Here is a 21,487-nt window from a genome sequence, read left to right as displayed (position 1 = left end):
TTTTGAATACGAGTGAAAATATACGCATGGCCCTTTCCTCTATCTTTGCTCATAAGATGCGTTCTATATTAACGATGCTAGGTATTATTATTGGGGTTAGTGCCATCATTACTATTATCTCGATTGGGGATGGAACAAACGCAAAGTTCCGCGAACAAATCGGGAATGAAAAAAAAGATCAGTTTTCTGTAAATTATAAGACAGAAGATTACTCAGATATGGACGGCAAAATTTCCTCAAGCATGTATGAAAGTATATCCAAAATTTCTGGTGTGCAAGAAGTTTATCCAGATGTAAAAGGAAAAGAAAAAGTATATGCAGGAAAAAAAGAATTAGATCTTGATATTACCGGTGCAAAAGGTGATTATTTTGAAGATACATCTAAATTCAAACTTGAGCACGGCAGATTTTTAACAGCAGCTGATTTAGACAGACCTGAACACACAATTGTATTAAATACAGATGCTTTTGATAAATTATATTCTTCATGGGAACCAAACTTATATGTAGATATAAAAGGTACACCATACAAAGTAGTTGGCGTATATTCAATAAAAGCAATGATGGGTGGCATGACATTTAAAGAAGGTGTCATTTCAGCAGAAAACTGGCCTGTACTATTCGGGAAAAACAACTACGATTCTGTAACGGTAAAAATTGCTCCTGGTCAAGATAAGGAAACTGTTCAAGAAGCAGTTGTAAAATCATTAAATGAAGCAAAAAAACCAGAGCATTCAGGTAAATTTGAAGTACCAGATCCACAAGAATTCTTAAAAGAAATTGATAGCTTCACAGGTATATTAAAAAGTGTATTCGGTGGTATTGCCGCTATTTCCTTACTTGTAGGTGGTATTGGTGTAATGAACATTATGCTAGTATCTGTAACAGAGCGTACACGCGAAATTGGTATTCGTAAAGCATTAGGTGCAACACGTGGTAAAGTATTAATGCAATTCTTAATCGAAGCTTGCATTTTAACAGCATTAGGTGGTTTTGTCGGATTTATGCTTGGAATCTTCTTCGCATGGATTGTCGCAATGTTTGCAGGATGGCCACTTGTCGTTTCACTAAAACTAGGACTTATCTCCGTTGCCCTATCTATGTTAATCGGTATACTATTCGGTTTACTACCAGCTAACAAAGCTGCCAAACTGGATCCAATTGAATGTTTACGATATGAATAAACAAAAACGTAGGAGTTTACACTCCTGCGTTTTTTATTTATCTACTAAATTGAGTTTCTTCTATTGTATATGTTTCACGTTACAACTACCATTCTAATACTCTTCATTATTTATAGGTACTAAGGCTATTATCTAATTCTATTATTGCAAAAATACTATGTAACAGACGAAAATCAAGGCGTAATTTTTTCCATACTTCGACTGATTTTGTAACAATTATATCGATATTTTATTAAATTTCACCTCATTTATATATTTTCACGCCTAAAAAGATTATCGTTTCATAACTAAATTTCCATTCAAACAGTAAAATAAGCTATTTTTGTAACGCTATAGATATCATCAAGAAATATTACCGTAACATTATTAACGTTACAGTAATTGAAATACTACTCATTTTGTGTTTCATATGCCCTAATACGCCAAAAAACAACAAGGAAGCGCTATCAGGATATTTATGGAATTGTTACAGAATATTAATGCCCCGTTACGAAAGCTTTGTAATTTTATGTTTTTCGCAAATAAGAAAATAATGGTTGCTATAATGAGGTCAACGAAAACAAATGCAATGGAGGCTATTATGAAAAAATTTATGGGTATAGCAACAGCAGCGGTTTTTGGTCTTGGGATTTTCACAACATCTGCTAAAGCAGAAACAATCGTAACGACTGACGTACTAAACGTACGAGAAAACCCAACTACTGAATCAAAAGTTGTAGGAAAATTATTAGATGGATATAAAGTAAATGTTTTACATACAGAAAATGGTTGGTCAAAAGTTCAATTGAATAGCGGTAAAGAAGCTTTCATAAGCGCTGACTATACAAAAGACACTTACTACGTAACAGCAAACGTATTAAACGTACGTGCTGGGGCAAACACAGACTCAGAGATTCTTGGTAAGTTGAAAAAAGATGATGTAATTGAAACAACACACCAAGTACAAAATGATTGGATTCAATTTGAATATAACGGAAAAACAGCTTATGTTCATGTTCCTTACTTAACAGGTAAAGCACCAGTTAAAGTTCAACCAGTAGCTAAAGTTGAAAAAACGACTACAGTTCAAGATACAGCTAAAGTTCGTGAAGCAGCTAAAGCTCAGGAAGTAGCTGAAACTCAAGCAAAAGCTAAAGCAGTGGAAGCAACTAAAGCTCGCGAAGCAGCTGAAGCTCAAGCAGAAGTTAAAGCTCAAGAAGCGGCTAAAGCTCGTGAAGCAGCTAAGGCTCAAGAAGCAGCTAAAGCTCAGGCAGATGCTGAAGCTCAAGCAGAAGTTAAAGCTCAAGAGGCAGCTAAAGCTCGTGAAGCAGCTAAAGCTCAAGCAGATGCTGAAGCTCAAGCAGCGGCTAAGGCTCAAGAAGCAGCTAAAGCTCGTGAAGCAGCTAAAGCTCAAGAGGCAGCTGAAGCTCGTGAAGCAGCTAAGGCTCAAGAAGCAGCTGAAGCTCGTGAAGCGGCTAAGGCTCAAGAAGCGGCTAAAGCTCAAAAACCAGCTACACAACAACCTGTTGCAAAAGAAACTGAAACAAGTACACCATCATCTTCTCGTGAGTTACGTGTTGTAGCAACAGCTTACACAGCAGATCCACTTGAAAATGGTTATAAAGCAGGCGACCAAGTAAAATCAGCTTTAGGCCACAACTTAACAGCTAATCCAAACATGAAACTAATTGCAGTTGATCCAAGTGTCATTCCATTAGGTTCAAAAGTATGGGTTGAAGGTTACGGAGTAGCAATCGCTGGTGATACTGGTGGAGCTATTAAAGGTAATAAAATCGACGTTTTAATGCCAGATAAAGGTTCATCAAGTAGCTGGGGACGTAAAACAGTTACAGTTAAAGTATTAAACTAGTTATAAAAAAGAGCCAGTCTCATCGTTGAGACTGGCTCCTTTTCTATAATTATTACATTCTTTCTTTCTCTTGAAAGTAAGCAATATTGTCTCGAAGCCACTCCCTCTCCGACATAAACAAGTTTCCACGTTTTTTGTATACCTTATCAAATATCTTTAAAACTTCTTCATGATTAGCAAACTTATGTAAGAAACGAAGAGCAATGATAATCTCTGCTTCATCCGTAGGCTCTACTTCATTTTTACGTCTTCTAGCAACAATTTTATTCACACGTTCGCAAATTGCTCTCATTGCCATTTCGTCGCCATACGTACAAATAGCTCGAACAGCTTCATATTTCACCATAACATTTCTATCATGTAAAGCTTCAATATAAACTATTTGTAAGTCCGATCCCCCTATTTTTGCTAAAACCTCAATAACGGTTGAACGAACATAGGCACTATTACTATATAAAAGCTTTGTTAACGGCAGAATCGATTGCTTCGTTCCAATCTCAAACAATGTATAACAAATATGTGTAATCTCATCTTTATTTTCTTCAGTATCCAACAACTTTAGCAACGCACTTTCCGCTTCTAACGATTTATATAACTTTAAGGAAGCAACTGCCCAATAACGAACACTATCGTTTTTATGATAAATATACGGAATGATTTTATTTGTACTACTTATTTCTGGCAATGTATAAATATTACTAAGCAGTTCACTTAACAAAGTCGGGCTTTGTTCACATTCCAAACGATCTATAAGATAATCAGCAATATAGATTTCCTTCGTATTGATGGCGAGTTTCGTCATTAAATAATAAATATCTTTCTTCATAGATACCTTTTTTGCTTTGATTACCTTCTGCTGTAAATAAGGAAAAGTTAATAAGTCATTTAACGCTTTTGCTTCATCATACGCACGATGCCAAATCTCTGTTTCCTCATCAGCCATCCGCCTTAATAAATCATCTATATACTCTTCCATCTCCTTCTCTCCCGTCCAAATTAAGTTTATCTCTTTGCATTCTATATACGATAGATTACTATTTCAACAGAAAAAAGAGGATGTCACAGCATCCTCTCCTTCTCTTCCCTATTCCACACAAGTAAACTGCGTCCAAGCTCCTACATAATCTAGTAAGAATAACTCCTCTTCTGCAATTGTACCGACGATATTTTTCCGTTCATCTATCGGCATCTCTTTCAGAATGATTTGCAGTTCACCTTTATACTTACCAAATGAATTGTTTCCAATTACAACTTGCCCTCTTTCCTGCAGCACACTTTCACGCACTGGGAAGTCATAATCTTTGTACTTTTTACGTACTTCTGTAGAACGTACCATATACTCTGTTATGTCGCCGCGCCTTACGTGTAATTCTTGCAGCGTAGCTCTCTTCTCTACTTCAGTCGCTTCGTCTACAAAGTGCACTTTTAGCTGTAACATGTAGCGATTTAAGTTTCCTAGTTTCTCTAACTCTTCCTCACTCGCATAAGCATTTCCGATAATGACATCATCAATTAACCCTGTTGCCCATAAATGCTTCGCTTGTACTTCAATTGGTAAATTACGATGCTCTTCTAATGTACATAATCCATCGTTAATATCCCATGGACCGATGTTTGCGACATGTGATGTAATAAAGGCTGCACTGCGAATACCATGCTTTTTAAAGCGTTCACTACAGCGAATGAAATAATCGTATGGAAGACCAGTGAATTTTTGCGGATAAAAATTATGGCAACCAATTAAGGCTGATTTATTCGCTTGATGCGAAAGAATATTTTCTAAGTACGCAATATCGTTACTTACATTTAACTCAATTTTTAAACTGTACGGATTATTCGTCATTTTCGCTTCCATTAATCCGTCAAAACCTACATCTAAACGAATACCGTCTGCGCCTAATTCTGCGAAAAATGATAGATCGCTATAACTAATACCAAGCTGATCAAACACAGCTGGAGTTACATCTAAAATAACTTCCATATTGTTATCTTTTGCGTGATTGATAATCTCTTTAAATTCAGCTACAATTTCTTCTTTCGGACGATTCACAGATAACAAACAAGTAAATATTCTTGAGAAACCGTGTCGTGCCGCTGCGGAAATATAAGCCATATCTTTTTCTTTCGTTGAATGTTCTGGATAAAGTGAAATTCCTAATTTACGCTCCATGCTTTTGCATCTCCTTCACACGTTGTATTAATGCCATGCTCGTAAATCTATATTTTGCAGATAAACACGTTGCACATAAAATTGTCGGTACAATAATTACGTACGGTGATTGCAATCCTAACATTACATATGCACCCATTGAACAACCGATAAATAAAACTGATACTAGTAGTAACACTAATAAAGATTTACTTTGTACCCATTTCGAATAATGGGCAATACACTGTCCGACCACGAATGTAATTAAGATGATAATTGCTCCGAGCATTCTGTTTTCTCCTCTCCTGCTAATTGTTGTTTCTCATACATTTTGAAGAATGGATAGTAAATAACGAATGAGATAACAAAGTTAACAAGTACAAGTACACCAGCCATAATTGTCCAGTCCGTACTAATTACCGCTGCAATTGGTGCTAACATCGTAAATGGCAGTTTCGCCATCATAAGTGGAATCATACCTGAAACAACTGCAAAATATGATACTGTCGTTGTCACTAACGGTGTAATAACGAACGGAATAATTAGAATTGGGTTCATTACAATCGGTGCTCCAAAAATAATTGGTTCGTTAATATTGAATAAACCTGGTACGAATGATAATCTACCTAACTCTTTTAGGAACTTAGATTTAGAGAACATAAACATAATTACTAAAGCTAACGTTGAACCTGATCCGCCAATCCATACAAACCATTGAATGAATTGCTCTGTAAATAAGTTTGGTAACTCATGTGCATTTCCTGTAGCCGTGAATACTTCCATATTTTCAAGGATTGCTGAATCCCACATCGGACGAATAATTGGTCCTAAAATCGCCGGTCCATGTATACCGAATGACCAAAAGAACACGATTAAGAATACTGTTAATAAACCACCGAATAAATTATTTCCTACTAATACTGATTTTAATGGTGCGATTAAATATGTGATCGTTGTATTCACATCAAATTTCAAACCGTAGCGAATGCCCCAGAATAAAAGAATAACTGCTAATGTTGGAATTAATGCTGCAAACGAATTTGAAACTGCTGGTGGTACACTATCTGGTAATTTAATGGAGATATTATGCTTAATCATAAAATGATAAATTTCTACTGCAATTAATGCTGTAACAATTGCGCCGAATAAAGACGTTGCACTTAATGTTCCTACTGAAATATATCTCCCTGCATCAATAACACCTGGTACAGCTTTCGTAATTTGAATTGGTTCAACTGATGCTAGTAAAAAGGCGAGTACAGATAATAACCCTGCACTTAACTGATTGAGCTGATAAAAGTTCGCGAGCGAAGCCCCTACACCAAACGCTGCGTATAATGCCATTAGTCCTACTGTAAATCGAAATGGAATATCTAAAATATGACGAAACGGTGCGATCCATTCCATATATGCATCAATTGGTAAATTTAAAAAGATAACAAAAAATGATCCGACGATCGTTAACGGTAATGTAGAAATAACCCCGTTTCGAATTGCTAATAAATGTCGTTGTCCTGCAATTTTTTGCGTTGTTGGCATAATCTTTTGTTCCATAAAACTCATAAACCCATTCATCAATAGCCCTCCTCTTTCTCTCTACTATAAAAGAATGAAATAAACTTTATAACATTATAATGTTTATATTTAAAAAGATATAATTATGCTAAAACTAATTGTTCTGCTTGCTTAAGCACCTTCAAACCATCACACATGCCATAATCTCGTTGGTCTATAATTGCAACAGGTATATTGTATGAATTTGCAAGAAACTCTACAGCTGGGAATAAATATTTCACCTGTGGGCCAATTAAAACGACATCGGCTTCCTTAATTTCAAGCTTCACTAGTTCTGAATCAACTGCCTTAATTTTATAATTCTTCCCCTGTTTCTTTGCCTCTTCTTGCATTTTTCTTACGACCATACTCGTTGACATACCTGCTGCACAACATAATAAAATGTACATCTTATACGGTCACTTTCTCTTCTACTCGTTTATGAAGAGCAATAAATTCTTCAGCCAGTTCCTTCACTGTAATTGCATTCATTAAATGATCTTGTGCGTGCACCAACAGTAAACTAATTTCTGCATGATTTCCTCTTGCCTCTTCTTGAATTAAATCCGTTTGAATACGATGCGCTGCTGAAATTTCCTCACTAGCAAGTTTCATCTTTTCACCGGCATTCCCGAAATCTCCTTGTCTTGCAAAAGCAATTGCTTCAAGCGCCGCACTTCTCGCATTGCCACCATGTAAAATTAACGCAAATGGAGTTTGCATATCAGCCATTTTAAATTCCCCCAAGCTATATGTTTTCTATATTTCCATCTTATTATGAAAACGCATACAATTAAACATAAAAAACTTCCGTTATGTAACGGAAGTTTTTATATACTTTTTCAAAATGATAATAAAATCTCTTGAAAATCTTCAATTACCTCGGTCTGAGTAAGTTTCTCTATCGTAGTTTGACTAGACATAATATCATATAAAAAATCATAAAGCCTTTGCAAATCTTCATTATTATTGCGCTTTACACTAAATAAAATAATTACTTGTACTTTTTTATCTCCCCAATCAACAGCCTTTTCAAGTGTGCAAAACATCAAAAAAGTTTCCTCACTTAATAACTGCATCGGATGCGGGATTGCAACTGAATTCCCAACCGCTGTCGGAGACGTATTTTCTCTTTCCATAACAGAAGCATAAAAGTTTTCTGGTACATAGCGTTTCTCAGCAGCTTTCTCACATAAAAACTGAATAACATCCTCTTTCGTAGAAGCACTATAATTTAAAAAGATTAAATCTTCCTTAATATAAGGCTGCACACTAGTATTCACATGCGTAAACAACCGCTGACCAATCGATTTAATCTCTTTATCATCAAATATTGAATTCACTTTTATAACTGGAACAGGCAAGCCACTCGGTATATGAATCGTACTAATAATACAATCTATTTTTTCTTTATAAAGATCTTCTACTTTCAATTGATAATAGCCTGTAATACCTACAATCTCTAATTTATCTCGGAACTGTGATAAAATTTTATATTTTAATAGTTGGGCACTTCCTTGACCAGTCGCACAAACTAATAAGCATCTTTTCTTTTGATTTTGCTCCTGCAAACGGCTCATAGCTCCACCGAAGTGAATTGCAATATAACCAATTTCACTTTCAGGGATCGATTCACCCGTATATTCACCAATGATATCTCCAACGAGAATCGCAATTTCAAAAGCATACGGATAATTCTTTTTCACTTCTGCCAAAAGAGGATTTCTCGTATTTAACTTATACTTCAAACGATTTAATAACGTTTTTAAATGAATACCAAATCCAAATAATAATTCTTCATCATAATAAAAAATAAGATTCCGTTCTTCCGCTACTTTAAAAAGAATATGTTGCATAAATGCATATATATCTTTCCCTAATAGCTCTTCTACATTTTCATAGCGATTTCTCGTTGTAACAGCAGTACTTAATAAATGCATCGTCACATATAATACTTCTTCTTCTGGAAATGAAAATTTTAACGCTTTCTCTAAATCTCCTAAAATCTGCTTCGCAATTGTATATTCTTTCTTTATTATAAGTTCTGATTGCTCCGCATGCAGTCCTTTCATATAATGTTGACTTTGACAACGCTTTAATGCGATTGCAATATGAATGACTAAATTATCAATTTCTATATCAGATAAATATATTGTTCCGCCTTCAATATACTTTAATATAATTGAACGAATGAGTGATATATGTGGTAGCGATAAATATGTCTCCGTCTGCTCAAATTGCTCATGAAACGGAGTATGGTCATAACGCGGTAAACCATATTGTGATAAACAAGAACGAATATTAAATTCCTCTCCAACAATACGTATACCATAATACGGTCTCTTCTCAATTTGTAATTTATAGCGACCACATATATCTGTAACATCTTTCATAATTAAATTGACCGTTGATTTGCTCACATACATCTCTTCCGCTAATTCTGAAAGCTTCACATATCCCTCTGTCATTAAAACACGCTGCAGAATGTACGCTATTCTTTCTTCATAAGAAGTTGGGATCTTTTCCGTCTGTTTTTGAAATAGACTCACACAAAAGTCTTCAAATTTCTTCTTTTGTATAATTTCTAATTCGTACCCAGTCCCTCTTTGCGATTCGATTTTCGCTCCGTTTTCTTCCAATATATCATTTAATAATTTTATATCCTTTTGAATCGTCTTCGTCGATACATGTAAACGGCCCGCTAAAAAAGCTCGATTTAACATCGATTTCTCTTCTAAAAATTCCTCTAAAATAGAAATTAATCGCTGATGCACCTTTGTCATAGCTCTTCCTCTCGCTCTTTATATATAAAGGGGGAAAAGCTGCTGAAATCAGTAGTTTTTCCCCTTTATATTCTCTCTATTTCTTTAATGTAAATCCGAATTTATCCCATGCTTGTAAATAGTCTAGTAAGAAAATCTCTTCTTCTACAATTCGACCAACTACATTTGTTTTTCCTGTATTCACCATATCTTTTAATGCAATTTGTAATTCGCCTTTATACTGACCATATTGTTCATTATCAATTAATAAATCCCCACGCTTAATTTCACGCGTATTATGAGGTTTAAACTCTTCTTTTTTATATTTCACACGACTTTGTGTAGAACGAATCATATATTCAGATACATCTCCGCGATAAAAATGTGGTTCGTTTAATACGATAATTCTTTCTAGTTCTGTCGTTGTATCATATATTTCTATATCAAATGTTTGTTTCTCTTTATTTAATGCACCTAGTGCTTGTAATTCTTCTTCTGACGCATATGCGTTTGCAATAATAACATCATCAATTAATTCCGTCGCGAATAAATGTTTCGCCTGTGTTGTCATCGGTAATTCACGATGCTGCTCTAATGTACATAACCCTTCTGTTACTGGCCAAGGTCCGTATGTTGCATCAAATGATGAAATAAAAGCAGCCGTTCTCATACCGTAATCTTTAAATTGTTTCGAGCATTTAATGAAATGATCGTATGATAACCCTGAATAACGATGCGGATAAAAATTATGACAACCAATTAAATTTTCACGATTTGGTCTATGACTCATAATGTTATCTACATACTTCGTACCATTGCTCATATTAATCTCAATTTTCAAACCATACGGATTATAAGTCATAATTGATTCTTCTAATCCTGAAAAACCAACATCTAAACGAATACCGTACGCACCCAATTCATGGAAGAATGATAAATCATTATACGAAATACCTAATTGTTCAAAAACAGATGGACTAATATCCACTAATACTTGGAACCCTAATGCATTCGCATGTGAGATCGTTTCTTTAAATTCTTCAATAATTTTCTCTTTTTCTCCATCCACAGATAATAAACATGTGAACACACGTGTAAACCCATATTTACTTGCTAATGTTAAATACTCCTTATCTTTCTCTACTGTTGAATGTTCTGGATAAATAGAAATACCTAATCGTCTCATATGTACACGCCTCTTTCTTCATCATATTGTAAACCTTTTCAAATATATGTAGTGAAAAAGTATATATCCCCTTCTTGTTCACTACTCCTTTGAATCCGCTTTCTTTAAAGAAAAAACAATTTCTATCATTCTTAACACCTACAAGTCTATACATCTATACTTTACATCTTTTTTTCATAGTTGTGTAGCCTTTACACAAATTTGTCAGTTTTTCACCTTAAAAATTGTTATCCGTTTTCAAGACACCTTCCTTGACTGTTGCATTGGCCAATACATATACTCGAAAGAAAAGAGAAAATTTTATATAGGGGATGAATATATGGGAGAAGCAATACTCGTAAAACGAGAACCGTTATGGACAAAAGAGTTTGTTGCTTTAATTTTTGCAAACTTATGTATGTTTTTAGGGTTTCAAATGTTAATTCCAACCTTACCTGTTTATGTGAAAGAAATTGGTGGCACAAGTTCAAATATCGGATTTGTTGTCGGCATGTTTACCGTTGCGGCACTTTTTGTTAGACCGCTAACTGGGAACGCCTTGCAAAAATTCAATAAAAAAATCATTTTAATGATCGGTACTGCTATCTGTTTACTCGCTATGGGCAGTTACCTTTTCGCCTCAACTATTTTTCTCTTGCTTGCTGTTCGTATTTTGCACGGAGCTGGTTTCGGTATTACAACGACTACATATGGAACTGTCGTTTCTGATTTAATTCCCTCAGCTCGCCGCGGAGAAGGCATGGGATATTTTGGTCTTTCTGGAACACTTGCAATGGCCCTCGGTCCACTTATCGGACTATGGCTTATGCAAACATATAACTTCACAATTCTTTTTTTATGTGCATTATCGTGCACAATTGTTTCATTAATATTAACGAAACTACTTCAAATCCAAAAAACGAAACAGCCTCCACAACAATCATCTAGTACTTTTCTCGATGGATTTATTGAGCGTAAAGCTTTACTTCCTTCATTATTAATATTATGTATTACATTAATGTACGGAGGAATCGGAAGTTTTATCACACTATTTGCTACAGAAGTCGGCATAGCTGATATTAGTCTCTTCTTTTTATGTAACGCACTAGCAATCGCTGTGACTCGTCCATTATCTGGAAATCTATATGATGCGAAAGGCCATACATTCGTCATCATTCCGGGAGTTATTATAACGTTTACAGGTATTATTTTATTGTCGTATACGACGACAATTCCGAGCTTAATTATTGCTGCAGCATGTTACGGAAGTGGTTTTGGAGCGATTCAACCTGCACTACAAGCATGGATGATTGACCGCGTAGCACCGCATCGACGCGGCGTAGCAACTGCTACATTCTTCTCCGCATTTGACCTTGGAATCGGCGCTGGAGCGATTATCTTTGGATTTATTGCTCACTTTACAAACTATGCAACTGTATATCGTTACTCCTCTCTATTACTTATTGCTTTTCTCTTCATTTACATTACAAGCATAAGAAAACAAAAGCATGGCGATAAAAACACGGAAAAAGCTGCTGGATAATTCAGTGGCTTTTTTATCATGTTAAAAGAATTGTTTTCCCTCATTTTGCTGTTCTAAAACTACATGCATTTCTCTACATATTTTTTTAACGTTCATCAAAAAATATACGATGAACTTGCAGACGCTTTCCTTGATATTCGACTGAACAACATTATTCTAAAAAGTGTGATTTCTTTACAAAATTAAGATTTATACAAGATAAAAACCAATGAAATGCAGTTGTTTCTTTAAGGGATTGTAAACTTTTATTCCTTTTGTAAATTTAGTGTAAATTTTACTAGCAAACCGTTTACAGTGACTCAAGGTTCAGTTAATAATTACATCGTACATGAAATTTAAGGAGTGGAATGCGTGGAATATAATGTTCAAGATATGATCTTCCAGTTCATTGGTGGATTAGGTATTTTCTTATTCGGGATTAAATACATGGGCGATGGACTGCAACAAGCAGCTGGAGATCGTCTTCGCGATATTCTAGATCGTTTTACAACAAACCCACTTATGGGTGTACTAGCAGGTATGTTAGTTACTGTATTAATCCAATCCAGTTCAGGAACAACCGCTTTAACAGTCGGACTTGTAAGTGCCGGATTTATGACATTAAGACAAGCAATCGGTGTTATTATGGGTGCAAACATCGGTACGACAGTTACTGCATTTATTATCGGAATTAAAATCGGAGAATATGCTCTCCCAGTTATGGCAGTTGGAGCAATCTTACTATTCTTCTTTAAAAATAAAAAAGTACATTCTGTAGGTCAAGTTGTATTCGGTTTTGGTATGTTATTCTTCGGTTTAGAATTAATGAGCGCAGGTATGAAACCTCTTCGTTCTTTAGAATCATTCCAAGAATTAACAGTGAGCATGAGTGATAATCCAATTTTAGGAATTGTTGTCGGTACAGTCTTTACTTTAATTGTACAAAGTTCAAGTGCAACAATCGGTATTTTACAAGAACTATTCGGTCAAGGTGCAATCGATTTACAAGCAGCTCTTCCTGTATTATTCGGTGATAACATCGGTACAACAATTACAGCTGTATTAGCAGCAATCGGTACTTCAATTGCAGCAAGACGTGCAGCATTAGTTCACGTTATCTTTAATATTATCGGTACAATTATCTTTACAATTTTATTAATACCATTTACAAGTTTAATTCAATATTTCCAAACATCATTAAACTTGAATCCAGAAATGACTATTGCATTTGCACACGGAACATTTAACGTAACAAATACAATCATTCAATTCCCGTTCATTGCAGTGTTAGCATGGATCGTAACAAAAATTATTCGTGGTGAAGATGCAGCGATTGACTTCAAACCACAACATTTAAATCCAATCTTTATTGAACAATCTCCAGCCATCGCTTTAACTGAAGCTCAAAAAGAGATTATCCGTATGGCTGAGTTCTCATTACATGGATTAAAAGAAGCAAATCAATTTTTAAATACACAAGACAAAAAAAACGCAAACATGGCTACTCAATTAGAAGGAGCTATTAACAATTTAGATAAAAAAATTACCGAGTATTTAGTTTTACTATCAGAAAAGCCACTTTCACCTACGGATTCTGAAAAACATTCTGTTTTAGCAGGTGTTGTTGGAGATATTGAACGTGTCGGTGATCATGTAGAAAACCTTGTAGAACTTGTAGATTTCCAAATTTCAAACCGTGTTTCACTATCAGATGAAGCATTAGCTGAATTAAACGAAATGCTTGAGTTAACAATTTCAACACTGCAAGACTCAGTTGAAGCTTTAACAAACTTCGATACTGAACTAGCTCAAACTGTTATTGCCAAAGAACGCAAAATCGACCAAATGGAACGTGTTCTTCGTAAACGTCACGTATTACGTCTAAACGAACGCAGCTGTTCAGGTGATGCAAGTATCATCTTCGTCGATATGGTAAGTAACTTAGAGCGCATTGGCGATCACGCTGTAAATATCGCTGACGGTGTTTTAGGTGAACAAGGAAAAATCAATCTAAAACAATCATTATAATAAGAAAGAGACGCTAACTTAAGCGTCTCTTTTTTCATTATATTTTAACAACTGTTCTTCCTTTTAACTTTCCTTGCAATATAAGTGCAAACTTCTTCTCTAATTCTTCTAATGTACATTCTTCTGTATAAGATAGTAACTCTTTATTTCCCCATTCTTTCGCTAAAAGCGTCCAAACATCTCTTCTCACATCTACTGGGCATTGCACGGAATCTATCCCTAAAAGGCTTATACCTCTTAAAATAAACGGATATACCGTTGTTTGTAGTTCCTGGCCTGCCACATTACCGCATGTCGTTACACAACCACCATACTTTACTGTTTTTAAAGCTGTTTCTAGCATATGTCCACCTACAGTATCGATAACTCCCGCGTATATCCCTTTTAACATCGGTCTTCCTGATTCATCATTCAATTCCGCGCGATGAATCACTTTTTTCGCTCCTAGACGTAGTAGCATATCTTCCTCTTCCATTTTTCCTGTCGCTCCTACTACGTTAAACCCTAGCTTACTTAATATACTAACAGCTACACTCCCTACGCCGCCTGTAGCACCCGTTACTAAAACATCTCCCATACTAGGCTTGACTCCTGCTCCAATAAGCTTATATACCGACAAAGCCGCAGTAAAACCTGCTGTCCCATACATCATACTTTCCTTTAATGACATTCCTTCCGGTAAAGGCACGACCCAAGATGATGGCACGCGAATATATTCTCCGAAACCACCAGAGGTATTCATACCTAAGTCATATCCCGTTACAATAACTTGATCTCCTGCTTTAATGGTAGCATCTTCACTACTCACAACCACTCCTGCAGCATCAATTCCTGGCGTATGAGGATATGTTCTCGTAACACCCTTATTACCAGTAGCTGAAAGAGCATCTTTATAATTTAATGAAGAATAATGAACCTGTATTAACACGTCTCCTTCAGGTAAACTACTTACTTCTCTCTCAACAACTTTTCTTACAAACTGATGATTTTCCTTTTCGTTCACAACGATTGCTCGGAATGATGTATGATTCATTATGCTCTCTCCTTTATCCGTCAAATTCTTCTTTATTATATAGAAGAAATAAGTAAGCTTACTCATTTCTTCTTGGCTATATTTCAACAAATCTTACTTCTCTATCACTTTCTCACAATACATATTTTCATTTCTACTAAAACAACTTATACTTATTCTACATCTAAAAAATATAATATAGAAAATCTGACTTTTTATAAATATATTGAATTTTTACGAAATGTAAATGTTTTGTAATGTTTTTTTTCGCTAAATTTCATTATAATAAGTGGATATGAGTGTCGTATTTCAATCCAAATGAAGGAGTACAGGAAATGGAGCAAAACCCATCTTTGCAAGAAAATACACGCAATAAACCGAAAAAAAATAAGAAAAAAATAAAAATTATTATAAGCGCTATACTATTCGTTTTATTAATAGGCGGCGGTTATACTTGGTTTTTAGTAAATAAAGCATCTTCTGCTGTTCGAAATGCCGCACACGATTTAGCACGCGGTGATAAATCTGATTTACGAGATAAAGCTGTAAAACCTATTACAAATAACGTCTCTGTTTTAATAATGGGTGTTGATGAAAGCGATGTCCGAGGAAAAGAATATGGTGAAGCTATAAGAACAGATGCGCTTTTACTTGCAACATTTAATAAAGATAGCAAAACTGTTAAACTATTAAGTATCCCACGTGACACATATACTTATATCCCAATAGAAAAGAAAAAAGATAAAATTACACACGCTCATGCATTCGGTTCTGCTAAAAACGGAAAAAATGGTGGACCACAAGCAAGCATTGATGCAGTTGAAAAATTAATGAATGTTCCTGTCGATTATTTTGTGAAATTTAACTTTAAATCATTTATAAAAATCGTCGATGACTTGGGCGGTGTTGAAGTTGATGTACCAGTTGAATTTACTGAGCAAGATAGCAATGATAATGCTGAGGCAATTCATCTAGAAAAAGGTGTTCAAAAGTTAAATGGCGAAGAAGCTCTTGCTCTTGCTAGAACAAGACACATCGATAGCGATGCAATGCGTGGACAACGTCAACAACTCGTTATCGAGGCTATTTTAAAGAAACTAACAAGTGTTGGTTCTGTAACAAAAGTTGGCAACATCATTGATGATATTAACGGACAATTCGTTACAAACTTAACATTTGATGATATGCTTTCATTCTATAAATATGGATCGGATTCGGAAATTGAGAAATTACAAATCCAAGGTGATGATTGCTATATGGCAAAAGGTGACGATACATGTAGCAAATCTGCTGGTGGTGGTCGAACTTACTACTACAATCCAGATAAAAAAGAATTAGCTAATGTTACAAATGAACTTCGTACTCATCTTGGGCTACCTGCATATACAAAGTCTGACTCAGACTCTGATTCGAAAAAGACAAAAGAATCTAAGTCTGAAAATTCAAGTGAACGCGAATCAAGTAACAATGAAGTGAAAAATAAGAACAAAAATAGCAGTGAAGATACAGAAACATCGTCTAACGACAATGAATAGTAAAGAAGCCGTACTCTATGGAGGTAGAGTACGGCTTCTTTTTATTTCTTCAGAATTAAAAATCAGAACTTTCTAACTATCTTTTTTAATATTTTTAAATTATAATAAATAGTAGCAATCTATTCCAATTATCAGGGGGCTCATACATATGAAAGCTGCAGTAAAACATAACATCTCAGATTTTAAAGACTACTTAAAATCCAACGATATATACATGGAAGAAAATATAGATGAAAATGATGGCTCTGTTCATTTTTCAGTAGGATTAGAGACTGAAGCTGGCGCAAAAATTCAACTTATCGCTGCTTTCCAAAACGAACATCCTACGGTGGATATATACTGCTTCAATGTTGCTCACGTACCTGATGCAACATCAACAAATGATATTTTACATGTCATCAATGAATTAAATACATCTTATCGCTTTGCAAAATTCACATTAAATAAGCAAAATGCAATTGATATTTCAACATCTCTTGCATTCTCAGAACCAAACTTTAATCCAGCACTTGTCTTTGAACATACGAGAATGCTATATAAATTAGCAAATGACGAATATAAAAACTTAATGAAAGTTATTTGGGCATAAATAAAAGGATGGGCTGCAAGCAGCCCATCCTTTTATTTCGATATCATATCAATCCACATCTTAATAGCAGTGCCGACAATTAAAATCGATAACATATATTGTAGTACTTTTTGATTTATCCTCTTCCCGACTCGCGCTCCAAGTGGCGCAGCAAATATACTTGCAACCGCAATAATTAGAGCTGGAATGATAACTACTTGTCCAGTAATCACTTTTCCAGTCGTAATCCCTACTGAGGAAATAAACGTAATAGCGATAGATGTCGCTATCGTCATGCGCAATGGTAATTTTAAAATAACTAGCATAATAGGAACTAAAAGAAACGCACCTCCAGCTCCAATAATGCCCGAAACACCTCCTACAATAAACGCTAACACACTTGCTAACCATTTATTATACTTAACTGCTCCACTATTATTTTTCTTCGGTACAAACATCATCATAGCTGCAATGGTCGCCAATACTGTATAAACAACATTTACAGCGTGTTCATCTAATAGATTTGCACTAAAACTTCCTATAAAACTTCCTATTAATATACTAGCTCCCATATACACAACTAACATTTTATTCATATCAGTACTTTTCCGGTATGCCCAGGCACCTGCAAAAGTTGCAAAGAATACTTGTACTGCTGTAATACCGCTCACTTCATGTGACGTATAGCCAGTAAATCCTAACAATACTGGAATATATAAGATCATCGGATAATTAATAATTGCACCGCCAATTCCAACCATTCCTGATATAAACGATCCTATAAACCCAATTATAAAAAGTAATAATACTCCACTCACCTTACATCCCCCTCCTTCTAAAAAGAAGGTGATTAAATGAATAAGTTTACATTCCCATCCGAAGCATCTGCTAAATATGCCCCTACACCTGCAAACTCTACCCCTTCCATAATCTCTTCCTCTTTTAACCCTAATAAATCTACTGTCATTTGACAAGCGACAAGTTTAATCCCCTGTTCTTTCGCCAAATCGATTAAATCTGGTAAAGGCATCGCATTATGTTTTTTCATAATACCTTTAATCATCTTTGGTCCCATACCTGCAAAATTCATTTTTGATAATCCCATCTTATCCGCACCGCGTGGCATCATTTTTCCAAACACTTTTTCTATAAAAGTTTTCTTTACCTTCACATGCTCATCTTTCCTTAAAGCATTTAATCCCCAAAAAGTATGAAAAATAGTTACCTCTTGATCATACGCCGCTGCACCATTTGCAATAATATAAGCAGCCATTGCTTTATCATAATCTCCGCTAAATAAAACGATTGTTGTTTTCTTCTGTTGTTCCATATTGTTCTCCCTCCAATTACCTATAGGGGTATTTTTCATGAAAATTGTTTCTCCCTATTCTACTTTTCCTTCCCAAGCTAACATACCACCTACCACATTGATTACTTGAAAACCGTAACTTTCTAAAAATTGAACAGCTCTTGCACTTCTCCCGCCAGAACGACAAACGATAATATACTCCTTCTTTTTATCCAACTCATGCATACGAAACTCTAATAGTCCTAGTGGAATATTACACGCTTCTGGAATTTTCCCTTCGGCTACTTCTTCTACTTCACGTACGTCCACGATATTTACTGCTTCTTTACGTAACAATTTTTCTTCCAATTCTTTTACTGTCATTTCTTTCATTTTAAATTCCCTCCTCACAAACCATTCATACCGCCTGAAACATTGATAACGTGCTGAAATCCTAATTTCTTTAATACCTTTGCTGCTTGCTTACTTCTCATTCCACTTTGGCAAATAACGATTACTTCCTTATTCTTATCTAATTGATTCGCCTTACTTGCTAGATCATTTAGGGGGATATTTTGAAAGCCTTTCATATGATTCCCTCTATATTCACCTACTGTACGGACATCAATAAAATACTTCCCCTTTTTCCCCACTATACTTTTCAATTCTTTGCCATTTATATTTTGAACACCTTTCACTGGTAAAAATCGTGAAATAACAAACCATGCAGCAAGTACAATGAAAAGCGTACTTAATATTGTGTTCATATAACCAACCTCTCTATATTTACAAAACTATTGCTTCACTACGCCTTCCTAATCCAAAACTTCAGCACATCGCCTTCTTCTTCAAGCTTTACGATGTCATGGCCACATTTATTTGCCCACGCTGGAATATCCTTAACTGACCCTTTATCCGTTACATGTATTTCTAACACTTCTCCAGTTTGCAAAGTATCCATTGCTCTCTTTGTTCTTACAATCGGCATTGGACATGCTAAACCTTTCGCATCTAATACTTGTTTTATATTCATCATCAATTCCTCCATTTTTTATTTATTTCATTATTCGTGCACTGCACAACGATTTGGACCAATCTCCATTTCACGCTCTTTATCCACACTTGGGTGAATTTTACCCATATTGGTTTGACGAATTTCTTCATATGCATTTGGCTGAGGTGGTAAGTTTTCTGTTACAACTTTACGGAACTCTCCCTCATCCTCAATATTTAATCCTGCATTATGCTCAAATAAATCTTTTAATTTTGCACTAACAATACCACTTTCGTTCATTTCACTTATTTTTGAATAATGAGCCGGTAACACAACTAAATTTTGAGATAGCTCTTTATATCGGCTATACAAAGTATTACGTAAATCACTCACCCAATCTTCAGCCTTACCAGCAAGATCAGGACGCCCAATTGAATCTACAAATAAAATATCGCCTGATAATAAATAAGAATCATCTACAATGAATGACGTACTTCCAATCGTATGCCCTGGTGAGTATAATGCGTCAATTACAATTTTAGTACCCCCCACCGTAATAACAGATCCTTCAACAAGCGGTTCGTATGAGAAAACAACTTCCTCTGCATCTTTTGGTGGTAACCAATACGTACCACCTACCTTTTCCGCTAACTTACGTCCTCCGGAAATATGGTCTGCATGTAAATGTGTATCCATTACATTCGTAATCGTAACAGCATGCTCTTTCGCAAATTCTTCATATGCCTCGGCTGTTCTTACTGCATCAATAACTGCTGCTTCACCATTTGAAACGACCATATAAGATAAACAGCCTTTTCCAAGGCGGTTAAACTGATACATACTTCCGCCATCTTTTAAATCTCCCACTTTTATAGGCTTTACATATTCACTCCAAGCCTTCATACCACCAGATAAATAATAAATATTTTGTAATCCAGCCTCTGTTAATTGCTCTGCCACAAATATAGAAGACCCTTCTTTTGCACATACTACTAAAACATCTTTATCTTTAGGTAGTTCACTGACAATATGATCTACACCATCTAACAAGTCAAAATAAGGTTTATTAATAGAAGAAACTTGTTTCCCTTCAATTTTCCAATCTTCATAATCCGCCTCATTACGAACATCTAAAATGAATAACTCTCCGAATAAAACTTTCTCTGCAACATCTTTTGCTTGTAATGCTTTAACATCCATCTCATTACCCCCGTAGGTATATTTTTATTTAAAAAATTTTATTTTTCCACATTCCCTTTCCACTCTAACATGCCTGGGATGACATTTTTCACATTTGCATAACCTTTCTCTTTCAACATGTGGCAAGCTACATCACTACGGTTACCAGTTCGACAAATAACATAAATTTGCTTCATCTTATCTAATACTGCGCTGTCTAATTCACCTAATGGCACCGAAATGGCGGATGGAATATGGCCAAAAGCAAATTCCGCTGCTTCGCGAACATCTAATACAATGCTCTCTTCTCCATGAGACAATATAGACTGTAATTCTGCATTCGTAATTGTATGTGGATATTTCACAACTTCATTCACTTCATGCTCGTTTGCTTTCCTAACATAATGCACCAATACATCACCCTCGTGTTTCGTCCCGATATATTGATGTCCTACTTTACTCGCCCAACTTTTTATATCTACCGTAGATCCTTTATCTGTTGCCTTAACTTCAATCACTTGCCCTGGTGCCAATCCTTCTATCGCCTTCTTCGTTTTCACAATAGGCATCGGACAAGCCAAACCTTTACAATCTAAACTCATATCCACTTTTATACTCATAATTGATTCCTCCACAATTTATATACATATACCTGTAGGGGTATATTAAAGCGTTTTTGAAAATCTGTCAACACTTAC

Annotated in this window: 22 protein-coding genes; 6 read left to right on the top strand and 16 right to left on the bottom strand. The window is 35.3% G+C overall.

The genetic code is table 11. The features are described from left to right. The first annotated feature begins 2 nt into the window (after nt 1-2). Both V7S45_RS04170 and entC read left to right on the top strand, forming a co-directional pair. On the top strand, nt 3-1,184 hold the full coding sequence (locus V7S45_RS04170) for an ABC transporter permease (protein WP_001097727.1): 1,182 nt from the start codon (nt 3-5) through the stop codon (nt 1,182-1,184). A 457-nt stretch (nt 1,185-1,641) separates the two neighbouring features. Continuing rightward, a complete protein-coding gene (gene entC / locus V7S45_RS04165) occupies nt 1,642-3,033 on the top strand; it encodes a cell wall-binding protein EntC (RefSeq protein ID WP_025689753.1) in 1,392 nt (463 codons plus the stop codon). A gap of 52 nt (nt 3,034-3,085) precedes the next feature. Here the strand turns inward: entC and V7S45_RS04160 are convergent, their stop codons facing one another. From V7S45_RS04160 to V7S45_RS04125, 8 genes are all read right to left on the bottom strand, one after another. Next, nucleotides 3,086-4,009, bottom strand: coding sequence for a HEAT repeat domain-containing protein (locus V7S45_RS04160; RefSeq protein ID WP_025689754.1), 924 nt, complete (start codon nt 4,007-4,009; stop codon nt 3,086-3,088). A gap of 108 nt (nt 4,010-4,117) precedes the next feature. Then, nucleotides 4,118-5,203 (bottom strand): MupG family TIM beta-alpha barrel fold protein, encoded by a 1,086-nt coding sequence (locus tag V7S45_RS04155; protein ID WP_342761665.1) that lies wholly within the window; start codon nt 5,201-5,203, stop codon nt 4,118-4,120. Beyond that, nucleotides 5,193-5,471: a hypothetical protein gene (locus V7S45_RS04150; RefSeq protein WP_000900048.1), complete on the bottom strand. Its 279-nt coding sequence runs from the start codon at nt 5,469-5,471 to the stop codon at nt 5,193-5,195. The genes V7S45_RS04155 and V7S45_RS04150 overlap by 11 nt, the downstream gene beginning before the upstream one ends. Continuing rightward, the gene (locus V7S45_RS04145) at nt 5,447-6,757 is read right to left on the bottom strand and encodes a PTS transporter subunit EIIC (RefSeq protein WP_025689758.1); all 1,311 of its coding nucleotides are present in this window, start codon (nt 6,755-6,757) and stop codon (nt 5,447-5,449) included. Before V7S45_RS04145 ends, V7S45_RS04150 begins: the two co-directional genes overlap by 25 nt. Nucleotides 6,758-6,840: 83 nt before the next feature. Beyond that, nucleotides 6,841-7,146, bottom strand: coding sequence for a PTS sugar transporter subunit IIB (locus V7S45_RS04140; protein ID WP_000275642.1), 306 nt, complete (start codon nt 7,144-7,146; stop codon nt 6,841-6,843). Nucleotide 7,147: 1 nt separating this feature from the next. Next, nucleotides 7,148-7,468 (bottom strand): PTS lactose/cellobiose transporter subunit IIA, encoded by a 321-nt coding sequence (locus V7S45_RS04135; protein WP_000774631.1) that lies wholly within the window; start codon nt 7,466-7,468, stop codon nt 7,148-7,150. Nucleotides 7,469-7,578: 110 nt separating this feature from the next. Beyond that, nucleotides 7,579-9,519 (bottom strand): PRD domain-containing protein, encoded by a 1,941-nt coding sequence (locus V7S45_RS04130; protein ID WP_025689763.1) that lies wholly within the window; start codon nt 9,517-9,519, stop codon nt 7,579-7,581. 76 nt (nt 9,520-9,595) lie between these two features. Then, nucleotides 9,596-10,684 carry a DUF871 domain-containing protein gene (locus V7S45_RS04125; protein WP_001253349.1) on the bottom strand — a complete coding sequence of 363 codons (1,089 nt, stop codon included), beginning with the start codon at nt 10,682-10,684 and terminating at the stop codon, nt 9,596-9,598. A 319-nt stretch (nt 10,685-11,003) separates the two neighbouring features. Here V7S45_RS04125 and V7S45_RS04120 point away from each other — a divergent pair, with 319 nt between their 5' ends. Then, a complete protein-coding gene (locus V7S45_RS04120) occupies nt 11,004-12,206 on the top strand; it encodes an MFS transporter (RefSeq protein WP_025689765.1) in 1,203 nt (400 codons plus the stop codon). A 351-nt stretch (nt 12,207-12,557) separates the two neighbouring features. After that, on the top strand, nt 12,558-14,213 hold the full coding sequence (locus tag V7S45_RS04115; RefSeq protein ID WP_342761664.1) for a Na/Pi cotransporter family protein: 1,656 nt from the start codon (nt 12,558-12,560) through the stop codon (nt 14,211-14,213). A gap of 37 nt (nt 14,214-14,250) precedes the next feature. On the opposite strand, the gene V7S45_RS04110 is transcribed toward V7S45_RS04115, so the two are convergent. Next, nucleotides 14,251-15,246 (bottom strand): YhdH/YhfP family quinone oxidoreductase, encoded by a 996-nt coding sequence (locus V7S45_RS04110; protein ID WP_017656918.1) that lies wholly within the window; start codon nt 15,244-15,246, stop codon nt 14,251-14,253. Nucleotides 15,247-15,560: 314 nt separating this feature from the next. On the opposite strand from V7S45_RS04110, the gene V7S45_RS04105 reads away from it, so the two are divergent. Continuing rightward, entirely contained in the window at nt 15,561-16,760 is a 1,200-nt protein-coding gene (locus V7S45_RS04105; protein ID WP_000437391.1) for an LCP family protein, read from the top strand. Between the two features lie 148 nt (nt 16,761-16,908). Further along, nucleotides 16,909-17,349, top strand: coding sequence for a hypothetical protein (locus V7S45_RS04100; protein ID WP_000642362.1), 441 nt, complete (start codon nt 16,909-16,911; stop codon nt 17,347-17,349). Between the two features lie 32 nt (nt 17,350-17,381). Here V7S45_RS04100 and V7S45_RS04095 read toward each other — a convergent pair whose 3' ends face one another. Genes V7S45_RS04095 through V7S45_RS04065 form a run of 7 tightly spaced genes read right to left on the bottom strand, consistent with a single transcriptional unit; the run spans nt 17,382 to nt 21,409 of the window. After that, nucleotides 17,382-18,146, bottom strand: coding sequence for a sulfite exporter TauE/SafE family protein (locus V7S45_RS04095; RefSeq protein WP_000017249.1), 765 nt, complete (start codon nt 18,144-18,146; stop codon nt 17,382-17,384). Between the two features lie 32 nt (nt 18,147-18,178). Continuing rightward, entirely contained in the window at nt 18,179-18,658 is a 480-nt protein-coding gene (locus V7S45_RS04090) for a DsrE/DsrF/DrsH-like family protein (RefSeq protein ID WP_000437728.1), read from the bottom strand. Between the two features lie 54 nt (nt 18,659-18,712). Further along, nucleotides 18,713-19,009 carry a rhodanese-like domain-containing protein gene (locus V7S45_RS04085; protein WP_000661817.1) on the bottom strand — a complete coding sequence of 99 codons (297 nt, stop codon included), beginning with the start codon at nt 19,007-19,009 and terminating at the stop codon, nt 18,713-18,715. A gap of 14 nt (nt 19,010-19,023) precedes the next feature. After that, nucleotides 19,024-19,383 carry a rhodanese-like domain-containing protein gene (locus V7S45_RS04080; protein WP_001092317.1) on the bottom strand — a complete coding sequence of 120 codons (360 nt, stop codon included), beginning with the start codon at nt 19,381-19,383 and terminating at the stop codon, nt 19,024-19,026. 38 nt (nt 19,384-19,421) lie between these two features. Then, nucleotides 19,422-19,652, bottom strand: a complete 231-nt coding sequence (locus V7S45_RS04075) for a sulfurtransferase TusA family protein (protein WP_002182462.1) — start codon at nt 19,650-19,652, stop codon at nt 19,422-19,424. 27 nt (nt 19,653-19,679) lie between these two features. Beyond that, nucleotides 19,680-20,810, bottom strand: a complete 1,131-nt coding sequence (locus V7S45_RS04070; protein ID WP_025687095.1) for a rhodanese-like domain-containing protein — start codon at nt 20,808-20,810, stop codon at nt 19,680-19,682. Nucleotides 20,811-20,848: 38 nt separating this feature from the next. After that, nucleotides 20,849-21,409, bottom strand: a complete 561-nt coding sequence (locus V7S45_RS04065; protein WP_000023952.1) for a sulfurtransferase TusA family protein — start codon at nt 21,407-21,409, stop codon at nt 20,849-20,851. Nucleotides 21,410-21,487: the final 78 nt, after the last annotated feature.

This window comes from Bacillus sp. BR3(2024) (assembly GCF_039134555.1).
Taxonomy (GTDB): domain Bacteria; phylum Bacillota; class Bacilli; order Bacillales; family Bacillaceae_G; genus Bacillus_A; species Bacillus_A cereus.
Note: the sequence above shows the minus strand (reverse complement) of the source record. Positions and strands in the feature narration are given on the sequence as shown.